An 18,349-nucleotide genomic window follows, 5' to 3' on the forward strand; every position below is an offset into this window, starting at 1 on the left:
TCCCGGTGAGAGGTATGGCCCGGATGAGTTTTAGCGGAGAAATCATCGATGGCGGCGGCTCAGCATAATGAATCCCGAGGCACAGAAACCGAGGAAAAGGGCGACGGTGGAGGGTTCGGGGACGGCGGTGATGGCGGCGACTTGCACGACGATGTCGTTGCCGCCGGTGAGCGACTGACCGTCGCCGGTATAGGAAAGTTGGAACTCATAGGTGAGGGCTTCATGCACAATGCTGAAGGTGTCACCGACAAGAGTCTGGCCGTTGATGGTGGCGAAGGCGCCGGTGACGGCGTCCGTATTCTCGTTAATGAGAAGGGAAAAGGTGTCGCCAAGTGTGGCGGTGAAGGAGGCGGCGAGCGCAAGGGCGAGGTTGGCGTCGCCCCCGAAGACAACGTTGCCGGTGACAGTGATGGCATCGCCAAGGCTGGCGGCAAGGGTTGCTCCGTCATCCAGTGTGAGATTTCCGGCAATGGAACCCCCGCCTGTGACGATGGCGGCTCCGCTGGCAATGGAGACGTGATTGGTGGCGGAGGTGAGGATACCAACGAGATGGAGGGCCCCGGCTTCGATTTGGGTGCCGCCAGTGTAGGCGTTGTCGCCTTCGATCTCGAGCGTGCCGTCGGTGGTTTTGACCAGGGCTGCTCCGCCGTTGAACTCGGCGAGGTTTTTCAAAGTGCCGCTTTGGAGGTGGAAGTTCGTGAGATTGATGATCGCCCCGTTCCTCAGGTCGAGCGTGCCGCCGGCGAGGGTGATCGTGGAGGTGAGGTTGTTGGGATTGGTCCCTTCGGCGATGTTTCCGTTGACGGTGAGGGAACCTCCGGTGATGGCAACATTGGCGACCAGCGCGCCGGCGTAACTGGAGCTATCGCGCGAACCCAACGTCAGGTTGCTGTTGACCGTGACGTTGCCCGTTCCCGAAATGTTCAGGTTGCCCGTGACCGGCTGGTTGTTCGTTCCCTGGGTGGACGTCAGGATGATCGAGTCGGCGATGAAATCACCGCCCGCCACGTCAAGCGTTCCTGTGATCTGGCCGGTGCTTCCCATGGCTCCCGAATATCCCACGCGGACGATGGTCGCATCGATGGTCCCTTCAGCCATGCGCAGTGTTCCGGTGACGGCGGCGGTGATCGAGCTGCCGATGACGAGTTCGTTGAGGAGCGCGTCAACCTTGCCGCCAGTAAAGTCGGCTGTTCCCGTGATGGCGGTTCCGGAGGAAGCGCCGGTTTTGCCGACGGTCAGATTTGCCCGTCCCACGCCATCCTTTGCGCGGATGATTGCCTCCGGGGTTGGGCCGGACTCGAATGTCTGGAAGGACAACTCGCCGGAAGAGCGGTTCTGGACGGCGGAAGACGCGGCTCCGATGTAGATTTCGTCGGCGAAAATCTCATTCGTCCTGCCGAGCTGGAGCTTCGAAACGCCAGCCACACCGGTGCCGTTGCCGATGCCTTCTGTGCTCCCCACGATGATTTTGTTGGTGGTGATGGTGTTGTCCGCCGCGAGGGTCAAAAGCCCGAGTGATCTCGCCCGATCTGCCGTGGAGGATCGTGTTCCCACCTCAATGGTGTCCACGGTAGCCGTGAAGCTGCTTAGCCCCGCAAGATCGAGAATCGCATAGCCGCTGATCGACGTGCTGTTCGTCGGGTTGTTAACCCATATTTTGGAGGAGGCTGCGTTGACCACGAGGGCACCTTCTCCCTGGATTTTCGTGTTGGTGATAATCGCCGCAGTCCCATCACGCCCGACCGAAAGCGCGTTCGCGGGCGGCGTGCCCGTCGGGCTGATGGTGAGCGTCACGCCCGGGTTGATGTGTGTGACCTGCCAGTTGTTCGAGTAATCGGAAAACGAGGGCGCGGTAACCGTGTTGGTCACTGTCTGGATATAGGACAGCGACTCGATCGTCACGCTCTGGTCGATGTAGTTTCCGGTCGTCGTGGAATCGCCTTTGCCCGTGTTGCCGAACTCCGCGTGGTTGCCGGAGACCGGGTCGTTAGGGTTCCAGTTGTTGTTGGTCGACCAGTTGTCGTTCGCGCCGCCCGCATCCCATGTGAGGGTGGCCTGGGCGTGGAGCGTGATGCTGGAGACGGGTGGAAGCGCGAGCGCAAGCAGGGCGGCGAGGGCGCGGTGCGCCCGGCGGGGACGGTATTCTTTGTTCATGGCGGTGTGTAGGCGTTGCGGGGTGGTGGCGAAGACAGGCACGGGGAAACGGGCGGTGTGCGGGCGAGGTTAATCGAATGCGCGCCACGGATTGATGCCTGGGGAAGGCTGCAGTTTTTCGAACGGCAGGCAGGCGACGTGACCGTCGCCGAAAAGGTAATTGTGGCCGGAACCGTGATAATAGGAACCGTCGGCGAGACGGGGTTGCTTCTCTGGTTTGGCAAGCCAGGGCGGGGCGTCCAAATAAGCATTGGCCTTGCTGAACTGCGTGTTGGCGAGCCCCCACGTGTCGGTGAAGTATTCGGAGACAAGAATGGTGTGCGAGGGACGGGTGAGTTGTTCGAGGCGAGTGGAAGGTCCCGTGGGAGCGCCATTCGCCCATTTTGAGAAAACGCCCAAACCGGATGTGATCTCCGGGCGGGCGGAAGCGAAATAGGAGCGGGGACGTCCGCCAGCGCGGTCGCGGTTGTCCATCGGGCAAAAAAAGAGCGGCCAGAATCGATTCTGCTGATTTTCGGCAATGCCTACATGGGGGGCGATTTGGGTATCCCAGTTTCCGCCGGAGGGAAATTCGCTTTTGTTCTCGTTGGCGTAAACGAGCAAGGCGACGCCAATCTGGCGGAGGTTGGAGGTGCAGGTGGCGCGATGGGCGGACTTTCGCACCCGCGAGACCGTGGGAATGGTGATGCCAGCGAGGATACCGATGATGGCAATGACCACGAGCAATTCGACGAGGGTGAACGCCGCACCGGAAGACAGGCGGCGGGAGGCAGGGGGCGCGGGATATGGTTTTTTGGGTGGCATTTGAGGAGGGGGGATGGGGTAAAAACAAGGGGCGGCACGCGCGCCTCGACGCGGGGCGTCAGGGTGCGGAGGCGGGACCGGTGCTTTCGCGTTGGAGAAGGGTGGGTTTGATGATGACCTGTTCAGGGTGGGTGACGGGGACTTTGGCGAGGCGGATGGTTTCGGTTATGATTTGCTCATAGGGTTGGAGGATGGAGGTGAGGGCGGGATGGCAGACGGCGCCGGTGTCGATGCCGTCGAAGCCGATAATGGAAATGTCGCCGGGGATGCGGACGCCTTGTTCGAGGAGCCATTTCATGGCGCCGAGCGCACCCATGTCGGATACGGCAAAGAGGGCGGTGGGGCGGGTGGCGGAGGGAAGCGCCCAGATTTCGGCGATGGCTTTGCGTCCGGCATCGTAGGCGCGGTCCCACGGGACCATTTTGCAGTCGTGAATGAGGGAATGAGTGGTGCCGAGGGCCTGGGTGTAACGGGTGAAGGCGGCAATGCGGGCGCGGGTGTTGGCGTTGTCGGGTTCGCAAACGAGAAGGGCGATACGACGGTGGCCGAGTTGGGTGAGGTGTTCGATGGCGAGGCGGACACCGGTGTCGTTGTCGGGGCCGACGAAGTGACCGCGCTGGTTGGGGAGCAGAGTGTCGATGGTGACGAACTGGTAGTGGCGCTCGGAAAGGGCTTGTTCGAGTTCGTAGGTGGTGGCGGTGGGATGGCCGAGGATGACGACCGCGCCTTCGGTGGGAGGGAAGTTGAGTTGTTTGTAGGCCTTGTTGAGGTGCTGTCCCTGATAGGTGTAGAGGGGCAGCATTTCGATGCCTTGATCCACGCAGGCGGCGTGCAGCGTGGAGAGGGAACGGGCGATGTTGGCGGAGCGGTAATCGACAACAAAGACGGCGAGTTTGCGGGGGAAGCTGAGCTGCGGCTTTTTCTGGACGAAAGTGGCCTGGGCACGTTTGCGGAGGATGAGGCCGGTGTTGGCAAGATCGGTGAGGGCGCGGCGAACGGTGCCTTGGGAAATGCCGAGGGCGTCGATGAGCTGGGTTTCGGAATAAAAGCGGGCGCGATCTTCGAAGTCCTCGGTAATCATGCGCTGGAGGGCATTGCGCAGTTGCGCGTGCAGAGAGAGGTCCCGGGAAGGGTCCAGAACGATGGAGCGGAGGCGCTCAATGGGAGGAGTGACGTTGGTGGCGAGTGTTTCCATGCCGGGGAGGCTTGAGGAAAATTTTTCTAAGACAAGTGCGCTTTACTTCTTCAAAGAAGTTAAGGAGCATGGAGGTTGTCAATCCTGATTTTCCCAATTTTAGGTCCTAGATCAGTAGTTTCGATTTTTATTAATTCATAACCTTATGTTAACGAAAACGTTCCTGACGCATTTGCTCCCGGCTCGCATTGCTGAAGCCCTTCGCCGGGTGCAGAACCAAATCTGGCAGCCGGTATCCGTTACGATCTCTGTCACTCAGACACAAAGCTTCCGCAAACATCGCCGGGCATCGGAGTTGTCTGCCGCAGACTTCTCTCCCGTGCCGTCGGAGTCGTTTCACTGGGGGCCGAAATATGCGCAACGCTGGTTCAAGCTGCGACTGCCGGAGTCGATGGCGGGCGACAGGACGTGGTACCTGTCGTGGGAGGATCAAGCCGAGGCGACCGTGTATGTGGAGGGCGTTCCTTACAGCGGTCTGGATGTGGCGCATCGGCGTTGCCCGCTGCCCGCTGGAATCGCCGAGGTGCTGGTGGAGTGCGCCTGCGTGCGGACGGGTATTTGGATTCCGGATTCGGGACCGGCGCTCGACGAGGAGGGAAGTCGCTATTCGCCGCCCAGGTTGTGGACACGCGACGATGTGGCGTGGGGTGTGTACCACGATCTCAAAGTGCTGCTCGATGTGCTCGACGCGGAACATCGTGACTGGCAACCGCCGCAGCCCGGCCCCACTCCGAAGGCCATGACCGATCCGGTGCGGTTCACGCCTCCGGCATTTCGCGCGTCACCGCTCTTCCGGCGTTGGTGCGCCCGTCTCGATGAGGCAATCGATGTGTTTGACCAGCACGGACTGGAGGCGTTCGCAACGGAATTGCGCGCGCTCTACGCGGCTCACCCGGCGGAGCGGGAATCGCTCAGGGCGGTGCTGACCGGCCACGCCCATATTGATCTCGTGTGGCTGTGGCCGGAGCGGGTGGGCGAATTCAAGGCCGTGCACACGTGGGCGACGCAGGCCCGGCTGCTGGAGGCGTATCCGGAATTTCGTTTCGGCTATTCCCAGCCGGCAAGTTACGAGGCCGTGGAACGTCGCGCGCCCGTGTTGCACGCGCGGGTGAAGGAATTGATCGCCGCGGGACGTTGGGAGGCGACCGGGGCGAGCTATGTGGAGAGCGACACGCAGATGCCTTGCGGCGAAGCGTTGCTCCGCAGCCTGCGCCTGGGGCAGGAGGCTTTCATCAGGCTGAGGGGAACGCCGGCGTCGGTGTTTTGGTTGCCCGATGTTTTTGGTTACAGTGGCTGTCTGCCTCAATTGCTCTCCGGTTTGGGGGTGCGGGGTTTTTTTACCACGAAACTGGCATGGAGTGTGGTGAACAGGTTCCCGCATTCGAGTTTCCGCTGGCGCGGACCGGATGGTGGCGCGGAGGTGGTCGCGCAAATTGAATTGATTAACGGATACAACGAGACGCTCGATGCGAAGCGCCTTCGCGAGAGTGCGCTGCATCATCAGCAAGCCGCCGTGCATCCGGAGTTTTTGGTTCCGGCTGGCTATGGCGACGGAGGCGGCGGCACGACCGAAGAGATGTGCGAGCGAGCCCGGCGCATGTCGGACCTGGCTGGAGTGCCTCGCACGGAGTGGGGGAGCATCGAGGGTTTCTTTGAGCGTCTGAGCCGTGTGCGGGAGCAACTGCCGGCCGTGACCGGCGAGCTGATGCTGGAAATGCACCGTGGTGTTTTCACGACGCACGGCAGGCTGAAGGCTGCGTTCAGAGGGCTCGAACGGGCGTTGCAGATTCAGGAGGCCGCCCATGCGGCGGTCGGGGAAGGTCCGGTGGATGCGCAGGCCTGGCGACGCCTGGTTTTTTCCCAATTTCACGACTACATCCCGGGCAGCTCCATATGGGAGGTTTACTCCGAGGGCATTGTCGAACTGGAGCGCCTGGCGGAGAAGGCGTTGTCGGAAACCAAGGCTGTCTTGAGCCGCCAGGATCATGGAGCCTCCCAGAAAGCAAGTATGCGGAAGGCCCGGGCGCGTGAGGCATTGATTGTGGCGAATGGCGAAGTCGTTTGCGAAGGATCGGATGCTGAAGCAAAAACAGGGGCGTATCAGAAAAATGGTTCCGAGCGGGGATGGTTTAATCCGTTGCCGGTGGCGCGCTCATGGACGGATGGCGAACGATGCCTGAGACTGCCTCCGCTGTCGGGAGGGCCTGTCGCCTCGCTTGCGACCGTTGACGCGCCGCCTCCTGTTGCCACGGCGTCATCGTTGGCGGGAACACGTGTTCAAGCCGAGTTTTCCCTTTCCGGCGGGCTTTCGCGGCTTCTCGTGGATGGCTATGAAGTGGCCTTGGCCGGCGGAGGAGGACATGTGCTGCGGGCTTATCGCGACCAGCCGGCGGCGTTTGACGCATGGGACATTGATCGCAACTCGCTCGTTGTCGGCGTGGATGCCACGCCGGACGGAGCCCCCGTGATCGAAGGGAACGGGGTGACGGCTTCGGTGGCATTTCCGATGCGCATCGCGAAAGAAAGCCGGATTACGGTGCGATATCGCGTGGTCGCCGACGAGCCTGTATTGCGTATCGAATACGATGTCGACTGGCGTGATCCGGCCATGTGCCTCAAGGCGATTTTCAACACACGCTACCTCGGGCAAATGGCCCGGTTTGGCGCTCCCTATGGCAGTGTCTGCCGCGGGCAATGGCCGGGCTATAATCGCGAGGAAGCCCAGTGGGAGGTTCCGGGAAGCCGTTGGTTGATTCTCTCCGATGATTCGCAGAGTGAGGGTTTCGCATTGGTGACCGAGGCAAAATATGGATTCACCGTGCGAGATGGAGCGGTTGGTGTGAGCTTGTTGCGCAGCGCATTGGTTACGGAGGCTGACCTGCATCCGGCGCTGCGGGATGAGCCGAATCGTCCGCGCTACTCCGACCTTGAACGGCAATCGATCCGCCTGGCGGTAGGACGTTTCGCCTCCGATCTTCCAGCGGAATCGCAACCTGCTGTGTTGGCCGATACGTTGTTCACTCCGTGCGTTGCTTATGCGGGCAGTCCGAAAGGCACAGGGCTATTGGGTGTGGATGGCGCACCTTCACTGGTGCCGGCCTGGGCCGAGCCGTTGGCCGATGGGCGGTGGTTGTTGCGCCTGCATGAAACGCTGGGGCGTCGTGGCGTGGCCATGGTAAGGCTGATGCCTGGCTGGAGCGCTTGCGAAACGGTGCTGGGGTATCCGATTTTTGGTGATAAAGATGAAACGCCGTGCTGGATGGAGGATGAACTGTCGCTGGCGTACGAACCTTACAAGGTTTGTTCAGTAATTCTTTCACGCGAGCTCAGGCCAGTTCGCGGCGCAGGGTGATCCATTCGGCGAGCGGGGTGGCGCCGATGGATTTGTAGAAGTCGAGCGCGGGGGTGTTCCACTTGAGGGCGCGCCATTCGAGGCGCGCGCAACCGTCTTCCGCCGCGGCGTTGGCCGAGGCGGTGAAGAGGGCGCGGCCAATGCCCTGGCGCCGAAGGCCGGGCCGGACGTAGAGGTCCTCCAGAAATGCGCCGGGGGTCCCGGCGAAGGTGGAGTAGGTGGGATACCAGATGGCGAAGCCGGCGGGGATGCCGTGGTAAAATGCCAGGAGGGCGTTGGCGCGGCGCTGCATGCCGAAGAGGTGCCGCGCGAAAAGGGCGGGGGAGGACTCGATCTCGTGCGAGAGGCTTTCGTAGGGCGTGTAGTCACGAGATTGAAGCCCAGAGGATGGCACACCTGAATTGGACGGCAGCGAGGAAAGAGGAGGCTCGTTTTGCGTATCGGGTTGCGATGCCGCGCCATTGCTTGAGTCGTAGGAATGCATTTTCTACCAGATGCCTGATCCGATAAAGATAAGGGTCATATTCGCGTTGTTCTATGCGATTGGTCTTTGGAGGAATCTGCGGGCAGATGCCTGCGGCCTGCGCCATTTCGATGATGGCGTTGGTGTCATATCCCTTGTCGGCGATCAGATGGTCTGCGGCAATGCCTTCAATCAACCTGCCAGCCTGTGTGCAATCAGCCGTGGAACCCGCTGTAACAATGACTCGCACCGGCATACCATGCGCATCCACGGCCAAATGTAGTTTGGTGTTTCGCCCCCTTTTGTCAGACCGATCGCCTCGTTTCCACCTCTGGCTCCCGCCGCATGCGGATGGATTTTGACATGACTGGCATCAATCATCAGCCACTCAAAATCGGGCTCGTTCATCAGTTCCGACAACAGGCGCTCCCAATGCCCCTTGTCTCTCCAGCGACAAAAACGCCTGTGCGTGTTGCTCCACCCTCCGTAATCCTCTGGAAGATCCCTCCAAGGCGCACCAGTGCGTAAAATCCACAGAACCGCGTTGAGGAACTTGCGGTTGTCCTCCGCCACCCCTCCCCACGCTCCTTTCCTTCCAGGTAGCAGCGGCTCCAGAACGCTCCAAACTCGGTCCGAAATGTCGTGACGGTGTTGATCTTTCGCCATGCTGACATTCTCCATCACAAAAAAACTCAGTCAATCTTATCTCGTGACTACACGCTCTAGGAGGCCAGTTCGCAAACCATGCGATGGAGGAGCGCGACGTCCGTGGGCACGGCGGGACGAATCTGGAGCGGAGGGCGGTTCGGATCGGACCTGGCGGATAGCCGCGCCATCAGGGCCGGGTTGCAATTGCATCCGGAGGCGCCCGCGGCGGCGCAGGCGGTGGGGGCGCAGGCCGTGGTCGTGTGACCGCAGGCGCAGGCGGGGGCCGGAGCGGCGGCGTCCCCGCCGCCGGACGGGGCGGCAGCCCCGCTGGTTTGAGAGGCGGAACCAACAGGTGGCGGCAGCGGTTTCGGGGCGCGCTGATGCGCGTCCGACGGCGGGGACGCCGCCGCTCCGGGGTTGCGCGTTCCGGCGTACTTCTGGTCAATTTGAATCATGCCTGAACCTCATTTTTTTAATCCGATTGATGACGTAAAAAGGATGACGAACCGGTTGCCCCATTGGCAGCAGGCAGGGGGTATTTATTTCGTGACGTTCCGGTTGGGGGATTCGCTGCCGGATGAATTGTTGAGAATATGGGCGGCGGACCGGCAGGCTTGGCTGAAACAAAATCCACCGCCGCATACGCCGGAACAGGAGACGGAGTATCATCGGAAGTTTTCCCTCGTGATGGAGCAATGGCTCGATGCGGGGCGCGGTTCGTGCGCGCTGCGCCAAGGGGAGGCAGGCAGGGTGATGGCGGAGGCGTTGCGATTTTATGAAGGAAGGTGGTGTGAGATGTTTTCTTTCGTGGTGATGCCCAATCATGTCCATGCATTGTTTGGGTTGTTGAGCGGAGCGGAGATCGACGCGATGATTGGAAGATGGAAGAGCTATGTGTCACACGAGCTTGCCATCCGATTGAGAGAAAAATGGCCGTCATGGAAAAAAGACTACTTTGACCGGCTGGTGCGAAATGGAACTCATTTTGAACGATGCGTGCGATATATCCGGAGCAATCCGAAAAAGGCCGGATTGCAGGCGGGTGAGTTTGTGTTGTGGGAGAGCGAGCGCGCCATGGCGGTGTTGTAGGAAGGGCGGCGTCCCCGCCGCCCGACGGACCGACAGGTTCGCCAAAACGAACGGACTCGCACAATCGGGGCGCGCTGGCGCGCGTCCGGCGGCGGGGACGCCGCCGCTCCACTGTTTTTTACATGACAAGCTCGAACCATTCCTCCGGGCAGGCGCGGTCCTTCTTGTCGAAGAGGGCGCTCGTGATCTGGTCGATGAGGCGGATGGCGCCGGCGTAACCCATCGTAGTGAAAAACCGGTGACCGACGCGGTCGAGGATCGGAAAGCCGAAGCGGACGAGCGGAATGTCCTCCACGCGGGCGATGTACTTGCCGTAGGTGTTGGAAAGAATCAGGTCTACGGGCGCGTTCTTGATCCACTGGTGCAGCTCGAAGAAGTCGGCCTGCTGCTTGATCCTCGCGTCGGGCACGACGGGGTCGAGGAGCTCGTGGATGCGCTTCTCGAAGTGGTTGCCCTGGCTGCCGGTGATGACGTAAACGGGCAGCAGGCCGAGTTCGAGGGCGAACCTGGTCATGGCGATGACGTGGTCGGGATCACCGGCGATGGCGACGCGCTTCTGGTGGAAGTACTGCTGCATGTCGCTCATCATGTCGATGAGGCGGCCGCGTTCGGTGGCGATGTCGGGGTGGACCGCGCCGTCGGCCGAGAAGGCGCGCAGGGCCTGGATGAAGGCGTCGGTGCCGCCTACGCCGATGGGGAGCTCGAGGAGCTGGCTGGGAACGTTGTGCTTGTTCTCCAGCGTGACGGCGGCCGGGTTGCTGGTGAAGTGGCCGAGGGCGAGCGTGGCGATGCTGTCGCCCATGGACTTGATTTCGGGAATGGTGGTGCCGCCTTTCGGGAACATCTGGTATTCGCCGTCGAGTCCGCCGTCGAGGACGCCGGAGGTGTCGGGCAGGATGACGGCGGGCACGCCCATGAGCGTGGTGAGGCGGCGGAACTCGCGCATGTCGGCGGGTTCGACGAAGCCGGGGATGAGGTTGATCTGGTTTTTCGTCTCACCGGTGCGCTCGGCCAGGTATTTGATAATCGATGACACCATGTTGGCGAAGCCGGTGATGTGCGAGCCGACGAAGCTGGGGGTGTTGGTGTGGATGACGATCTTGCCTTCGGGGACGGAGCCTTCCTCGCGAGCACGTTTCACGATCGTGGGAATGTCGTCGCCGATGACCTCGGAGAGGCACGTGGTGTGGACGGCGACGATGTCGGGATTGTAGATCGTGAAGATATTCTTGAGCGCCTGGGTGAGGTTGGCGAGTCCGCCGAAGACGGAGGCGCCTTCGGTGAAGGAACTGGTCGTGGCGACGACGGGTTCCTTGAAGTGGCGGGTGAGGTGCGAGCGGTGATAGGAGCAGCAGCCCTGCGAGCCGTGGCTGTGCGGCATGCAGCCGTGGATGCCGAGCGAGGCATACATGGCCCCGATGGGCTGGCAGGTCTTGGCGGCGTTGATGCGAAGGGCTTTGCGGTCGAGGATCTCGGTGGTGGTTCCGTTGAGCATGGCAGTGGTGGGTTTTCGATTTTGATTTTGGATTTTCGATTGGGAAGGAGGAGGGGCGACGTCAGCGCCGCCCCTCCCGTGAGGAGCTCTGGCGCTTAGCCTTCGTCCCCGGCACCGGCGGCGGCTTTCCATGTCTTGGGTTCGTCTTCGATGGCGGCGGATTTGTCTTTCGGTTTATACACGGGGCGCGCGGGGACGGCTGGATTGGTCTTCCACGGCGCGGTGACGAGTTTCCAGACCTTGGTGTTCACCATGCGGTCGATTTCCTTGTAGAAATTGGCCGCGCCGGTGAAGGCGGCATAGGGTCCTCCGTAATCATAGCTGTGGAGCTGTTTGCAGGGGACGCCGAGTTTCTCGATGATGAACTTTTCCTTGATGCCCGAGCCGATGACGTCGGGTTTGTAGATCTCGATGAGTTTTTCGATTTCGTGGTGCGAGATGTCGTCGATGACCAAGGTGTGCTTGGCCATCTCCTTCATCATGCCTTCGTAGTCGCGGTAGGTGAAACCGCCGGCCTCGAGGGCGGCGTCCTGCTCCGCCGTCTTGCGCGGGCGGTAGCGTTTGGCGTCGGCTTCGACGCTGATCTCCTCGATGTTGCGGGAGTCGGCATCGATCTTGATCGTGGGGAGGACGGCGCGGCCTTCGTAGTCGTCGCGGTGGGCGAATTCGTAGCCGGCGGCGATGACCTTCATGCCCATGTCGCGGAAGAGGTCCTGGTAGTGGTGGGCGCGGGAGCCGCCGACGAAGAGGGCGGCGGTCTTGCCTTGGCAACGCGAGCGGACGTCGTCGCGGATCGGGCGGAGGACGGCCATTTCCTGGGCGATGACCTCCTCGACGCGGTCGGTGAGCTTTTTCGAGTCGAAGTACTTGGCGATCTTGCGCAGCGACTTGGCGGTGGATTCGGCACCGATGAAGTTGACCTTGAACCAAGGGATGCCGAATTTTTTCTCCATCATCTCGGCCATGTAGTTGATGGAACGGTGGCACTGGACGACGTTGAGATCGACGGTGTGGCAGCGGGTGACCTGCTCGTAGGAGATGTCACCGGAGAGCGTAGCGGTGATGTGGATACCGCACTTGCGCAGGAGGGTGTCGATCTCCCACGCGTCGCCACCGATGTTGTATTCGCCGAGCATGTTGATACGGAACTCGGCGTCGTCGGGCGTGTCGTCGAGGCCGACCATGTGCTTGAACACGCCGTTGTTGGCGATGTGGTGGCCGGCGGACTGTGAGACGCCCTTGTAGCCTTCGCAGGAGAAGCCGAAGATGTTGATGCCGAGTTCTTCCTTGGCGAGGCGGCAGACGGTGTGGATGTCGTCGCCGATGAGGCCGACAGGGCAGGTGGCGTAGACGGCGATGGCCTTGGGCTTGAAGATGGCGTAGGCTTCGCGGATGGCGGCGGCGAGTTTCTTTTCCCCGCCGAAGATGATCTCGTCCTCCATCATGTCGGTGGTCATCGAATACTGGAGGTAGTTGATCTGGCCGGGATGCGGACGGGCGAGGTTGCGGCGGGTCTGCCACGAGTAGAAGCTGCAGCCGATGGGCCCGTGCGTGATGTGGAGGACGTCGTGCATCGGACCGATGACGACGCCGCGGCAGCCGGCATAGGTGCAGCCGCGCTGGGTGATGATGCCGGGGATGGTGCGGGTGTTGGCAGCGATCTGCGGCGGGTTCTCCGGGTCGTTGAGGAGAAATTGTTTCGCGCGCTTCTTCTTGGTTTTGTCGGGGTAGATTTTCAGCATTTCGTCGCGGGCGACGGCGGGATCGATGGTGTCGGCGAACGCGGCGGAGGAGCCGGGCGGGGAGGGTGGCTCGGGAGGGGAGGCGGAAGCGGCGCCGTCGGAGAGTGGGTCGGAGATGGTGCTCATCGTTGGTGGTGGTGAGTGGTCAGACGTGAATGGTGGGATGGCGGGTGGTCGGTCGATGGTATGTGTGCGGGAGCGGGCGGTCTGGAGGAGCGGCGGTGTCCTCGCCGCCGGCCGGGACGGCTGTCCCTAAGTTTGCGCTGATGGCGCGCTGGCGCGCGTCCGACGACAGGGACGCCGCCGCTCCGTTGCGCGGTCGGCAGCGGCTCAGTTCAGGAGGCCGTATTGCATGAGGAGGTCTTCGAGCTCCTGGATGGTCAGGGGATTGGGAACAACGAAGTTGGTGTTGTTCGCGATGGCGTTGGCCAGGGTGCGGTACTCGGTCGCCTGCTCGCAGTCCTTGTTCCACTCGATCACGGTCTTGCGGTTGATCTCGGCGCGCTGCACGTCGTTGTGGCGGGGGACGAAATGGATCATCTTGGTACCGAGTTTCTCGGCGAACTTCTCAATCATCTCGCGTTCGTTATCGACCTTGCGGCTGTTGCAGATGAGGCCGCCGAGGCGGACGGTGCCGGTTTTGGCGAACTTGAGGATGCCCTTGGAAATGTTGTTGGCGGCGTACATGGCCATCATCTCGCCGGAGCACACGATGTAGATTTCCTCGGCCTTGCCTTCGCGGATCGGCATGGCGAATCCACCGCAGACGACGTCGCCGAGGACGTCGTAAAAAACGTAATCGAGCTGCTCGCTCTCGTCGTAGGCGCCGAGTTGTTCGAGCATGTTGATCGAGGTGATGATGCCGCGGCCGGCGCAGCCGACTCCGGGCTCGGGTCCGCCGGACTCGACGCAGAGGCTGTTGCAGAATCCGGGAGAGCGGATGTCGGAGAGTTCAACGTCCTCACCTTCTTCGCGGAGGGTGTCGAGGACGGAGCGCTGGGCGAGGCCGCCGAGGAGGAGGCGGGTGGAGTCAGCCTTGGGGTCGCAGCCGACGACCATGACTTTCTTGCCCATCTCGACAAGGCCGGCGACGGTGTTCTGGGTGGTGGTGGACTTGCCGATGCCACCTTTCCCGTAAATGGCTACTTTTCTCATGTGCGTGCGTGGTTGGTTTTTCAGTTTTTCTATTTCGTGGACGCGGTCTCTTTAGCGTCGCGTATGCCAAGGGTCTGAAAGGGGCAGATGATAGGGGGCTTTAGGTGATGGTGATAAGCTGGTTAAAAATTTTGACTCAACTTGTTCATGGAATGCAGGGGGGCCGGAGGCTACGCGGATGTCGGAGGGAGGGGGTCGATCCTACGAAAATGTAGGAATGCGGAGAGGGGGATGGAGAGGTATTCTAAAAGTGGATACCCTGCGAGCGAGGGAGCCTATGGGATGGATGAGGCTTATGGGGGGGAAGGGGTAATCAGGAGCGGAGGGCGCGGTCGTGGAGGGTGGGCGCTGGCATGACAAGGTATCGGAAGGGAGAGCAGGGAGCGCGCCAGCGGTGGCCGTCCTGGATGAGGGGGACGACCGGCCAGTGAGTAAATCAGAAGCGGCGGCACCAGGCTTGTCGGGTGTTATGCATATAAAGAGACAGGGCCGGATCAGGGAATCAGTGAATGCACAACTGTGTTCCGGCCGGAACACAGTTGTGCATCGGGGGCGGGGGTCAGGCGAGGACGGCGACGGCCTTGATCTGGGCGTGGACGGGGAGGCCGGGGCGGAGGGAGAGTTGGTCGCGGGAGAGGCGGGTGATGCGGGCGGTGAGGGCGACTCCTCCAGAGTCGAGGCCGACGAGGACGTGACCGGGATCGTCGGCCGGGGCCTCGGCGGTGACGGTGGCGGGGAGGAGGTTGAGGATGCTGGTGTCGGCCGGCGGGTGGAGGGTGAGGCTGATGTCGCGGGCCTTGATCTGCACGCGCAGGCGGTCGCCGGCCGGGACGGGGTCGTGGACGACGCGGAGGATGCCGCCTGCAAAGGCGAGGGTGATCAGGCGGTAGGCGGGATCGTAGTCGCGGACGGTGCCTTCGATCACGGTGCCGACGGCGTCGGTGAAGGTGGCGGGCAGGTCGAGGCGGGCGAGGGTGTCGGCGAGGGGGCCGCTGGCGACGACGTGGCCGGCTTCGAGGAGGACGAGGTGGTCGGCGAGGCGGGCGACTTCGTCGGGCGAGTGGCTGACGTAGAGGACGGGGATGTCGAGGGTGTCGTGGAGGCGTTCGAGGTAGGGGAGGATTTCGCGTTTGCGGGCGAGGTCGAGGGCGGCGAGGGGCTCGTCCATGAGGAGGAGGCGCGGGTCGGCGAGGAGGGCGCGGGCGATGGCGACGCGCTGGCGTTCGCCGCCGGAGAGGGTCTGGGGACGGCGGTCGAGGAGGTGGCCGATGCCGAGGAGCTCGATCAGGTGCCGGTCGTCGGGGGCGGCGCGGGCGGGGGCGCGGCGCTTTTTGCCGTATTCGAGGTTCTGCGACACGGAGAGGTGGGGGAAGAGGGCGGCGTCCTGGAAGACGTAGCCGAGGGCGCGGCGGTGCACGGGGACGAAGAGGCCGCGGTCGTCGTCCTGCCAGGTTTCGCCGTTGACTTCGAGGCGGATGCCGGGGGCGCGTTCGAGGCCGGCGATGAGGCGCAGGCAGGTGGTCTTGCCCGAGCCGGAGTGGCCGAAGAGGGCGGTGACGCCGCGGCCGGGCAGTATGAGGTCGACGTCGAGCGTGAAGCCGGGGTAGGTGCGGCGGAGGCGGGCGTGGATGGAATCTGAACTCATCAGGTGGCGCTCCTCCTGACGAGGCGTTCGCTGAGCCAGAGGGCGGCGAAGGCGAGGGCGACGGAGATGGCGAGCAGGCCGGTGGCCTCGGTGTCGCGGCCGAGCTGGACGTGGTGGTAGATGCCGAGGGCGAGGGTGATGGTCTCGCCGGGGATCATGCCGGCGATCATGATGGTGGCGCCGAACTCGCCGAGGGCGCGGGCAAAGGAGAGCACGCCGCCGGCGACGAGGCCGCGCAGGGCCAGGGGGAGCGTGACGGTGAAGAAGGCGTCCCAAGGGCCGGCGCCGAGGGTGCGCGCGGCGTGCTCGAGGCGGGTATCGATCTCCTCGAAGGCGACACGGGCGGTGCGCACGAAGAGGGGGAAGGACATGACGGCGGTGGCGATCACCACGGCTTTCCAGGTGAAGACGATCTCGACGCCGAGGGTGTTTTCGAGGAAGTGGCCGAGGGGGCCGCGGCGTCCGAAGAGTTTTAAAAGGATGAGGCCGGTGGCGACGGGGGGGATGACGAGGGGGAGGGCGACGACGGTTTCGACGAGGGTCTTGCCGGGCCAGGCGCGGCGGGCGAGGAGCCAGGCGAGGGCGACGCCGGGCGGGAGGATCAGCAAGGTGCTGAGCGCGGCGACGCCGAGGGTGAAGAGGGTGACGTGGAGGGTCTCGGGCAAGGGGAGAGGCGGAGGATAGGTCCTATGGGACGGAGCCCATAGGGCCTATGGGCGGATTACTGCGGCGGGAGGAAGCCGTATTTGGCGAAGACGGCCTGGGACTCGGGGCCGGCCAACCACTCGACGAGTTTTTTGGCGGCGTCGGGGGACTTGGTGGCCTTGATGACGGCGGCGGGGTAGGTGATCGAGGGGCCTTCGGCGAGGGGGACTTCGTAGGCGATCTTCACTTTTTTGGAGATGAGGGCGTCGGTCTTGTAGACGATGCCGGCGTCGGCGTTGCCGGCTTCCACGGCGGCGAGCACGGCGCGGACGTTGTCGACGAAGACGGTCTTCGACTGGATAGGCTCCCAGAGACCGAGCTTGCCGAGGTGCTCTTTCGAGTAGGTGCCGACAGGGACGGTCGCGGGGTCGCCGAAGACGACGCGGCGCACGGCGGGCTTGGGGAGGTCGGCTAGGGTGGCAATGACGGTGTTGTCGGTCGCGGTGACGAGGACGATGGTATTGGCGAGCAGGGTGCGGCGGGTGCCGGCGAGGAGGAGGCCGCCGTTTTCGAGCTGGTCGACGCGGAGTTCGTCGGCGGAGAAGATCACGTCGGCGGGGGCGCCTTCGCGGATCTGGCGGGTGAGCGCGCCGGAGGCTCCGAAGTTGAAGCGGAGCCGGTCTCCGGTGGCCTGGGCGTAGATGGGGGCGATTTCCTTGAAGGCGTCGGAGAGGCTGGCGGCGGCGAAGACGGTGAGGTCGGCGGCGCGGGCGGCGGTGGTCGCCAGGCCGGTGAGGGCGAGCGCGAATATAGCGGTGAGCGTGAGTGTGTGGATGCGTTTCATGACAGGTGGTCGATGTGAGTCGTGCGTGTGTGGCAGGTGTGATTACGATTGCATTAGCAAGAACAGGGCCAGAGAGCGGGCATCACGCGGTCAGCACAGGGTGCGCCAGCCGGGACTCAGAAGGCAGGGAGCAACGAGCGGGGCAGCAGGTAAAACCTGGACTATTCCGGATGATTAGCCGGGGTTGTTTGTATACAAGGCGAAGAGGTGGAGAAGGGGTGCATTGAGTTTTGGATACAAAAGACGGCATCCGTTTGAGGGATGCCGTCGTGTGTGGTGGACGCTTGCGAAAGCCGTGAAAATGTGGCGAAGCGGAGGTGTTTTTCTGCCGGAACAGAACAGTCGGTCAGTCGGCGCCGATCATGACGGAGGAGGCTTTGATGATGGCGGAGGCTGGGGAGCCTTTTTTGAGTTTGAGGTCGGCGACGGCGTCGGCGGTGACGCTGGCGGTGAGTTGCACGCCGGGTGCGATCTCAATGACGACGAGGCTGCTGATGGGGCCTTTTTTGATGGATACGACCTTGCCGGGAAGGATGTTGCGGGCGCTGAGTTTCATGTTGGTCTCTGTTTTCTGGTTAGTCTTGGATTTGGCTTAGAATAAAACCCTGATCAGGGTAGGTCACGTTTGTATGACGAGCGAAGAGAGCACAGGACATGCCATGGCGGTGGAACGAATCATGCGTGAGCCGTCGGTGATGGCGGCGCGGCGGGCGGTGGCGCAGATTTCGCAGGCGCGGAGCAGGCGAAGCGCTGCGGGGTGACACGTCCTGATCGTAATAGTTTTGAAGGTCAAAGCGGCTGCCTTAAACTAAGGTTGATACTTGTCGTTCATGTCAGGCCCTCGGAATGGGAGGGCCTTTCTGTTTTCAGTGGATTTTTATGGGTAATTTTCTGTCTCGATCGAATGTTTTCGGGCGAATTTTCGATATGCACCTTGTTTCCTCTGGCAGGCTCTTACTGTCCGGTTTCAGGGAGTTTTTGCTGCCTGTTTTCCTGTCTCGGAAATCGGTGAAATGTCGGAATAGCAGGATGCTTTTCAGGTTAACGGGATTTTCGGACACCTGATTTTTTGGGTGTCTGGAATCGGTGATTTTCGGGATTATCTGAAGGAACTCGAT

General features: G+C 62.2%; 16 protein-coding genes. 2 read left to right on the forward strand and 14 right to left on the reverse strand.

The window, feature by feature from the left end; genetic code table 11:
- Positions 1 to 42: 42 nt before the first annotated feature.
- The 3 genes from OBACDRAFT_RS00250 to OBACDRAFT_RS24720 all read right to left on the reverse strand — a co-directional run bounded on the left by OBACDRAFT_RS00250 (position 43) and on the right by OBACDRAFT_RS24720 (position 4,153).
- A complete protein-coding gene (locus OBACDRAFT_RS00250) occupies positions 43 to 2,154 on the reverse strand; it encodes a beta strand repeat-containing protein (RefSeq protein WP_157836847.1) in 2,112 nt (703 codons plus the stop codon).
- A gap of 69 nt (positions 2,155 to 2,223) precedes the next feature.
- A complete protein-coding gene (locus tag OBACDRAFT_RS24715; RefSeq protein ID WP_052360766.1) occupies positions 2,224 to 2,958 on the reverse strand; it encodes a prepilin-type N-terminal cleavage/methylation domain-containing protein in 735 nt (244 codons plus the stop codon).
- Positions 2,959 to 3,016: 58 nt separating this feature from the next.
- On the reverse strand, positions 3,017 to 4,153 hold the full coding sequence (locus tag OBACDRAFT_RS24720; RefSeq protein ID WP_052360767.1) for a substrate-binding domain-containing protein: 1,137 nt from the start codon (positions 4,151 to 4,153) through the stop codon (positions 3,017 to 3,019).
- A gap of 145 nt (positions 4,154 to 4,298) precedes the next feature.
- Here OBACDRAFT_RS24720 and OBACDRAFT_RS00265 point away from each other — a divergent pair, with 145 nt between their 5' ends.
- Positions 4,299 to 7,505, forward strand: a complete 3,207-nt coding sequence (locus OBACDRAFT_RS00265; RefSeq protein WP_052360768.1) for an alpha-mannosidase — start codon at positions 4,299 to 4,301, stop codon at positions 7,503 to 7,505.
- Here the strand turns inward: OBACDRAFT_RS00265 and OBACDRAFT_RS00270 are convergent.
- From OBACDRAFT_RS00270 to OBACDRAFT_RS27700, 3 genes are all read right to left on the reverse strand, one after another.
- A complete protein-coding gene (locus OBACDRAFT_RS00270) occupies positions 7,480 to 7,899 on the reverse strand; it encodes a GNAT family N-acetyltransferase (RefSeq protein ID WP_081721722.1) in 420 nt (139 codons plus the stop codon). The two genes, OBACDRAFT_RS00265 and OBACDRAFT_RS00270, sit on opposite strands and share 26 nt — an antisense overlap.
- Positions 7,871 to 8,634, reverse strand: a protein-coding gene (locus OBACDRAFT_RS26065; RefSeq protein ID WP_088179262.1) for an IS5 family transposase whose coding sequence is annotated in 2 segments (ribosomal slippage) — positions 7,871 to 8,262 and positions 8,262 to 8,634 — 765 coding nt in all. Because the reading frame shifts where the segments join, the coding sequence is not laid out codon by codon here. The genes OBACDRAFT_RS00270 and OBACDRAFT_RS26065 overlap by 29 nt, the downstream gene beginning before the upstream one ends.
- A gap of 56 nt (positions 8,635 to 8,690) precedes the next feature.
- Positions 8,691 to 9,071 carry a hypothetical protein gene (locus OBACDRAFT_RS27700; RefSeq protein WP_043581904.1) on the reverse strand — a complete coding sequence of 127 codons (381 nt, stop codon included), beginning with the start codon at positions 9,069 to 9,071 and terminating at the stop codon, positions 8,691 to 8,693.
- Between OBACDRAFT_RS27700 and OBACDRAFT_RS00285 the strand changes: the two genes are divergently transcribed.
- Positions 9,070 to 9,705 carry a transposase gene (locus OBACDRAFT_RS00285; RefSeq protein WP_043581906.1) on the forward strand — a complete coding sequence of 212 codons (636 nt, stop codon included), beginning with the start codon at positions 9,070 to 9,072 and terminating at the stop codon, positions 9,703 to 9,705. The two genes, OBACDRAFT_RS27700 and OBACDRAFT_RS00285, sit on opposite strands and share 2 nt — an antisense overlap.
- A 118-nt stretch (positions 9,706 to 9,823) precedes the next feature.
- On the opposite strand, the gene nifK is transcribed toward OBACDRAFT_RS00285, so the two are convergent.
- From nifK to OBACDRAFT_RS27705, 8 genes are all read right to left on the reverse strand, one after another.
- Positions 9,824 to 11,200 carry a nitrogenase molybdenum-iron protein subunit beta gene (gene nifK / locus OBACDRAFT_RS00290; RefSeq protein WP_043581908.1) on the reverse strand — a complete coding sequence of 459 codons (1,377 nt, stop codon included), beginning with the start codon at positions 11,198 to 11,200 and terminating at the stop codon, positions 9,824 to 9,826.
- 95 nt (positions 11,201 to 11,295) lie between these two features.
- Positions 11,296 to 13,068, reverse strand: a complete 1,773-nt coding sequence (gene nifD / locus OBACDRAFT_RS00295) for a nitrogenase molybdenum-iron protein alpha chain (protein WP_081721723.1) — start codon at positions 13,066 to 13,068, stop codon at positions 11,296 to 11,298.
- 204 nt (positions 13,069 to 13,272) lie between these two features.
- Positions 13,273 to 14,097 (reverse strand): nitrogenase iron protein, encoded by an 825-nt coding sequence (gene nifH / locus OBACDRAFT_RS00300; protein ID WP_043581909.1) that lies wholly within the window; start codon positions 14,095 to 14,097, stop codon positions 13,273 to 13,275.
- A gap of 559 nt (positions 14,098 to 14,656) precedes the next feature.
- Positions 14,657 to 15,742, reverse strand: a complete 1,086-nt coding sequence (modC, locus tag OBACDRAFT_RS00305) for a molybdenum ABC transporter ATP-binding protein (RefSeq protein WP_088179260.1) — start codon at positions 15,740 to 15,742, stop codon at positions 14,657 to 14,659.
- Positions 15,742 to 16,407: a molybdate ABC transporter permease subunit gene (modB, locus tag OBACDRAFT_RS00310; protein WP_043581910.1), complete on the reverse strand. Its 666-nt coding sequence runs from the start codon at positions 16,405 to 16,407 to the stop codon at positions 15,742 to 15,744. The genes modC and modB overlap by 1 nt, the downstream gene beginning before the upstream one ends.
- Positions 16,408 to 16,463: 56 nt before the next feature.
- Positions 16,464 to 17,231: a molybdate ABC transporter substrate-binding protein gene (gene modA / locus OBACDRAFT_RS00315; protein WP_043581913.1), complete on the reverse strand. Its 768-nt coding sequence runs from the start codon at positions 17,229 to 17,231 to the stop codon at positions 16,464 to 16,466.
- Between the two features lie 346 nt (positions 17,232 to 17,577).
- On the reverse strand, positions 17,578 to 17,787 hold the full coding sequence (locus tag OBACDRAFT_RS00320; protein ID WP_043581914.1) for a TOBE domain-containing protein: 210 nt from the start codon (positions 17,785 to 17,787) through the stop codon (positions 17,578 to 17,580).
- A gap of 63 nt (positions 17,788 to 17,850) precedes the next feature.
- Positions 17,851 to 18,024, reverse strand: a complete 174-nt coding sequence (locus OBACDRAFT_RS27705; RefSeq protein ID WP_157836845.1) for a hypothetical protein — start codon at positions 18,022 to 18,024, stop codon at positions 17,851 to 17,853.
- Between the last annotated feature and the right edge of the window lie 325 nt (positions 18,025 to 18,349).

Origin of the sequence: Geminisphaera colitermitum TAV2 (assembly GCF_000171235.2) — a bacterium.
In the GTDB taxonomy this organism is placed as follows: Bacteria; Verrucomicrobiota; Verrucomicrobiia; order Opitutales; family Opitutaceae; genus Geminisphaera; species Geminisphaera colitermitum.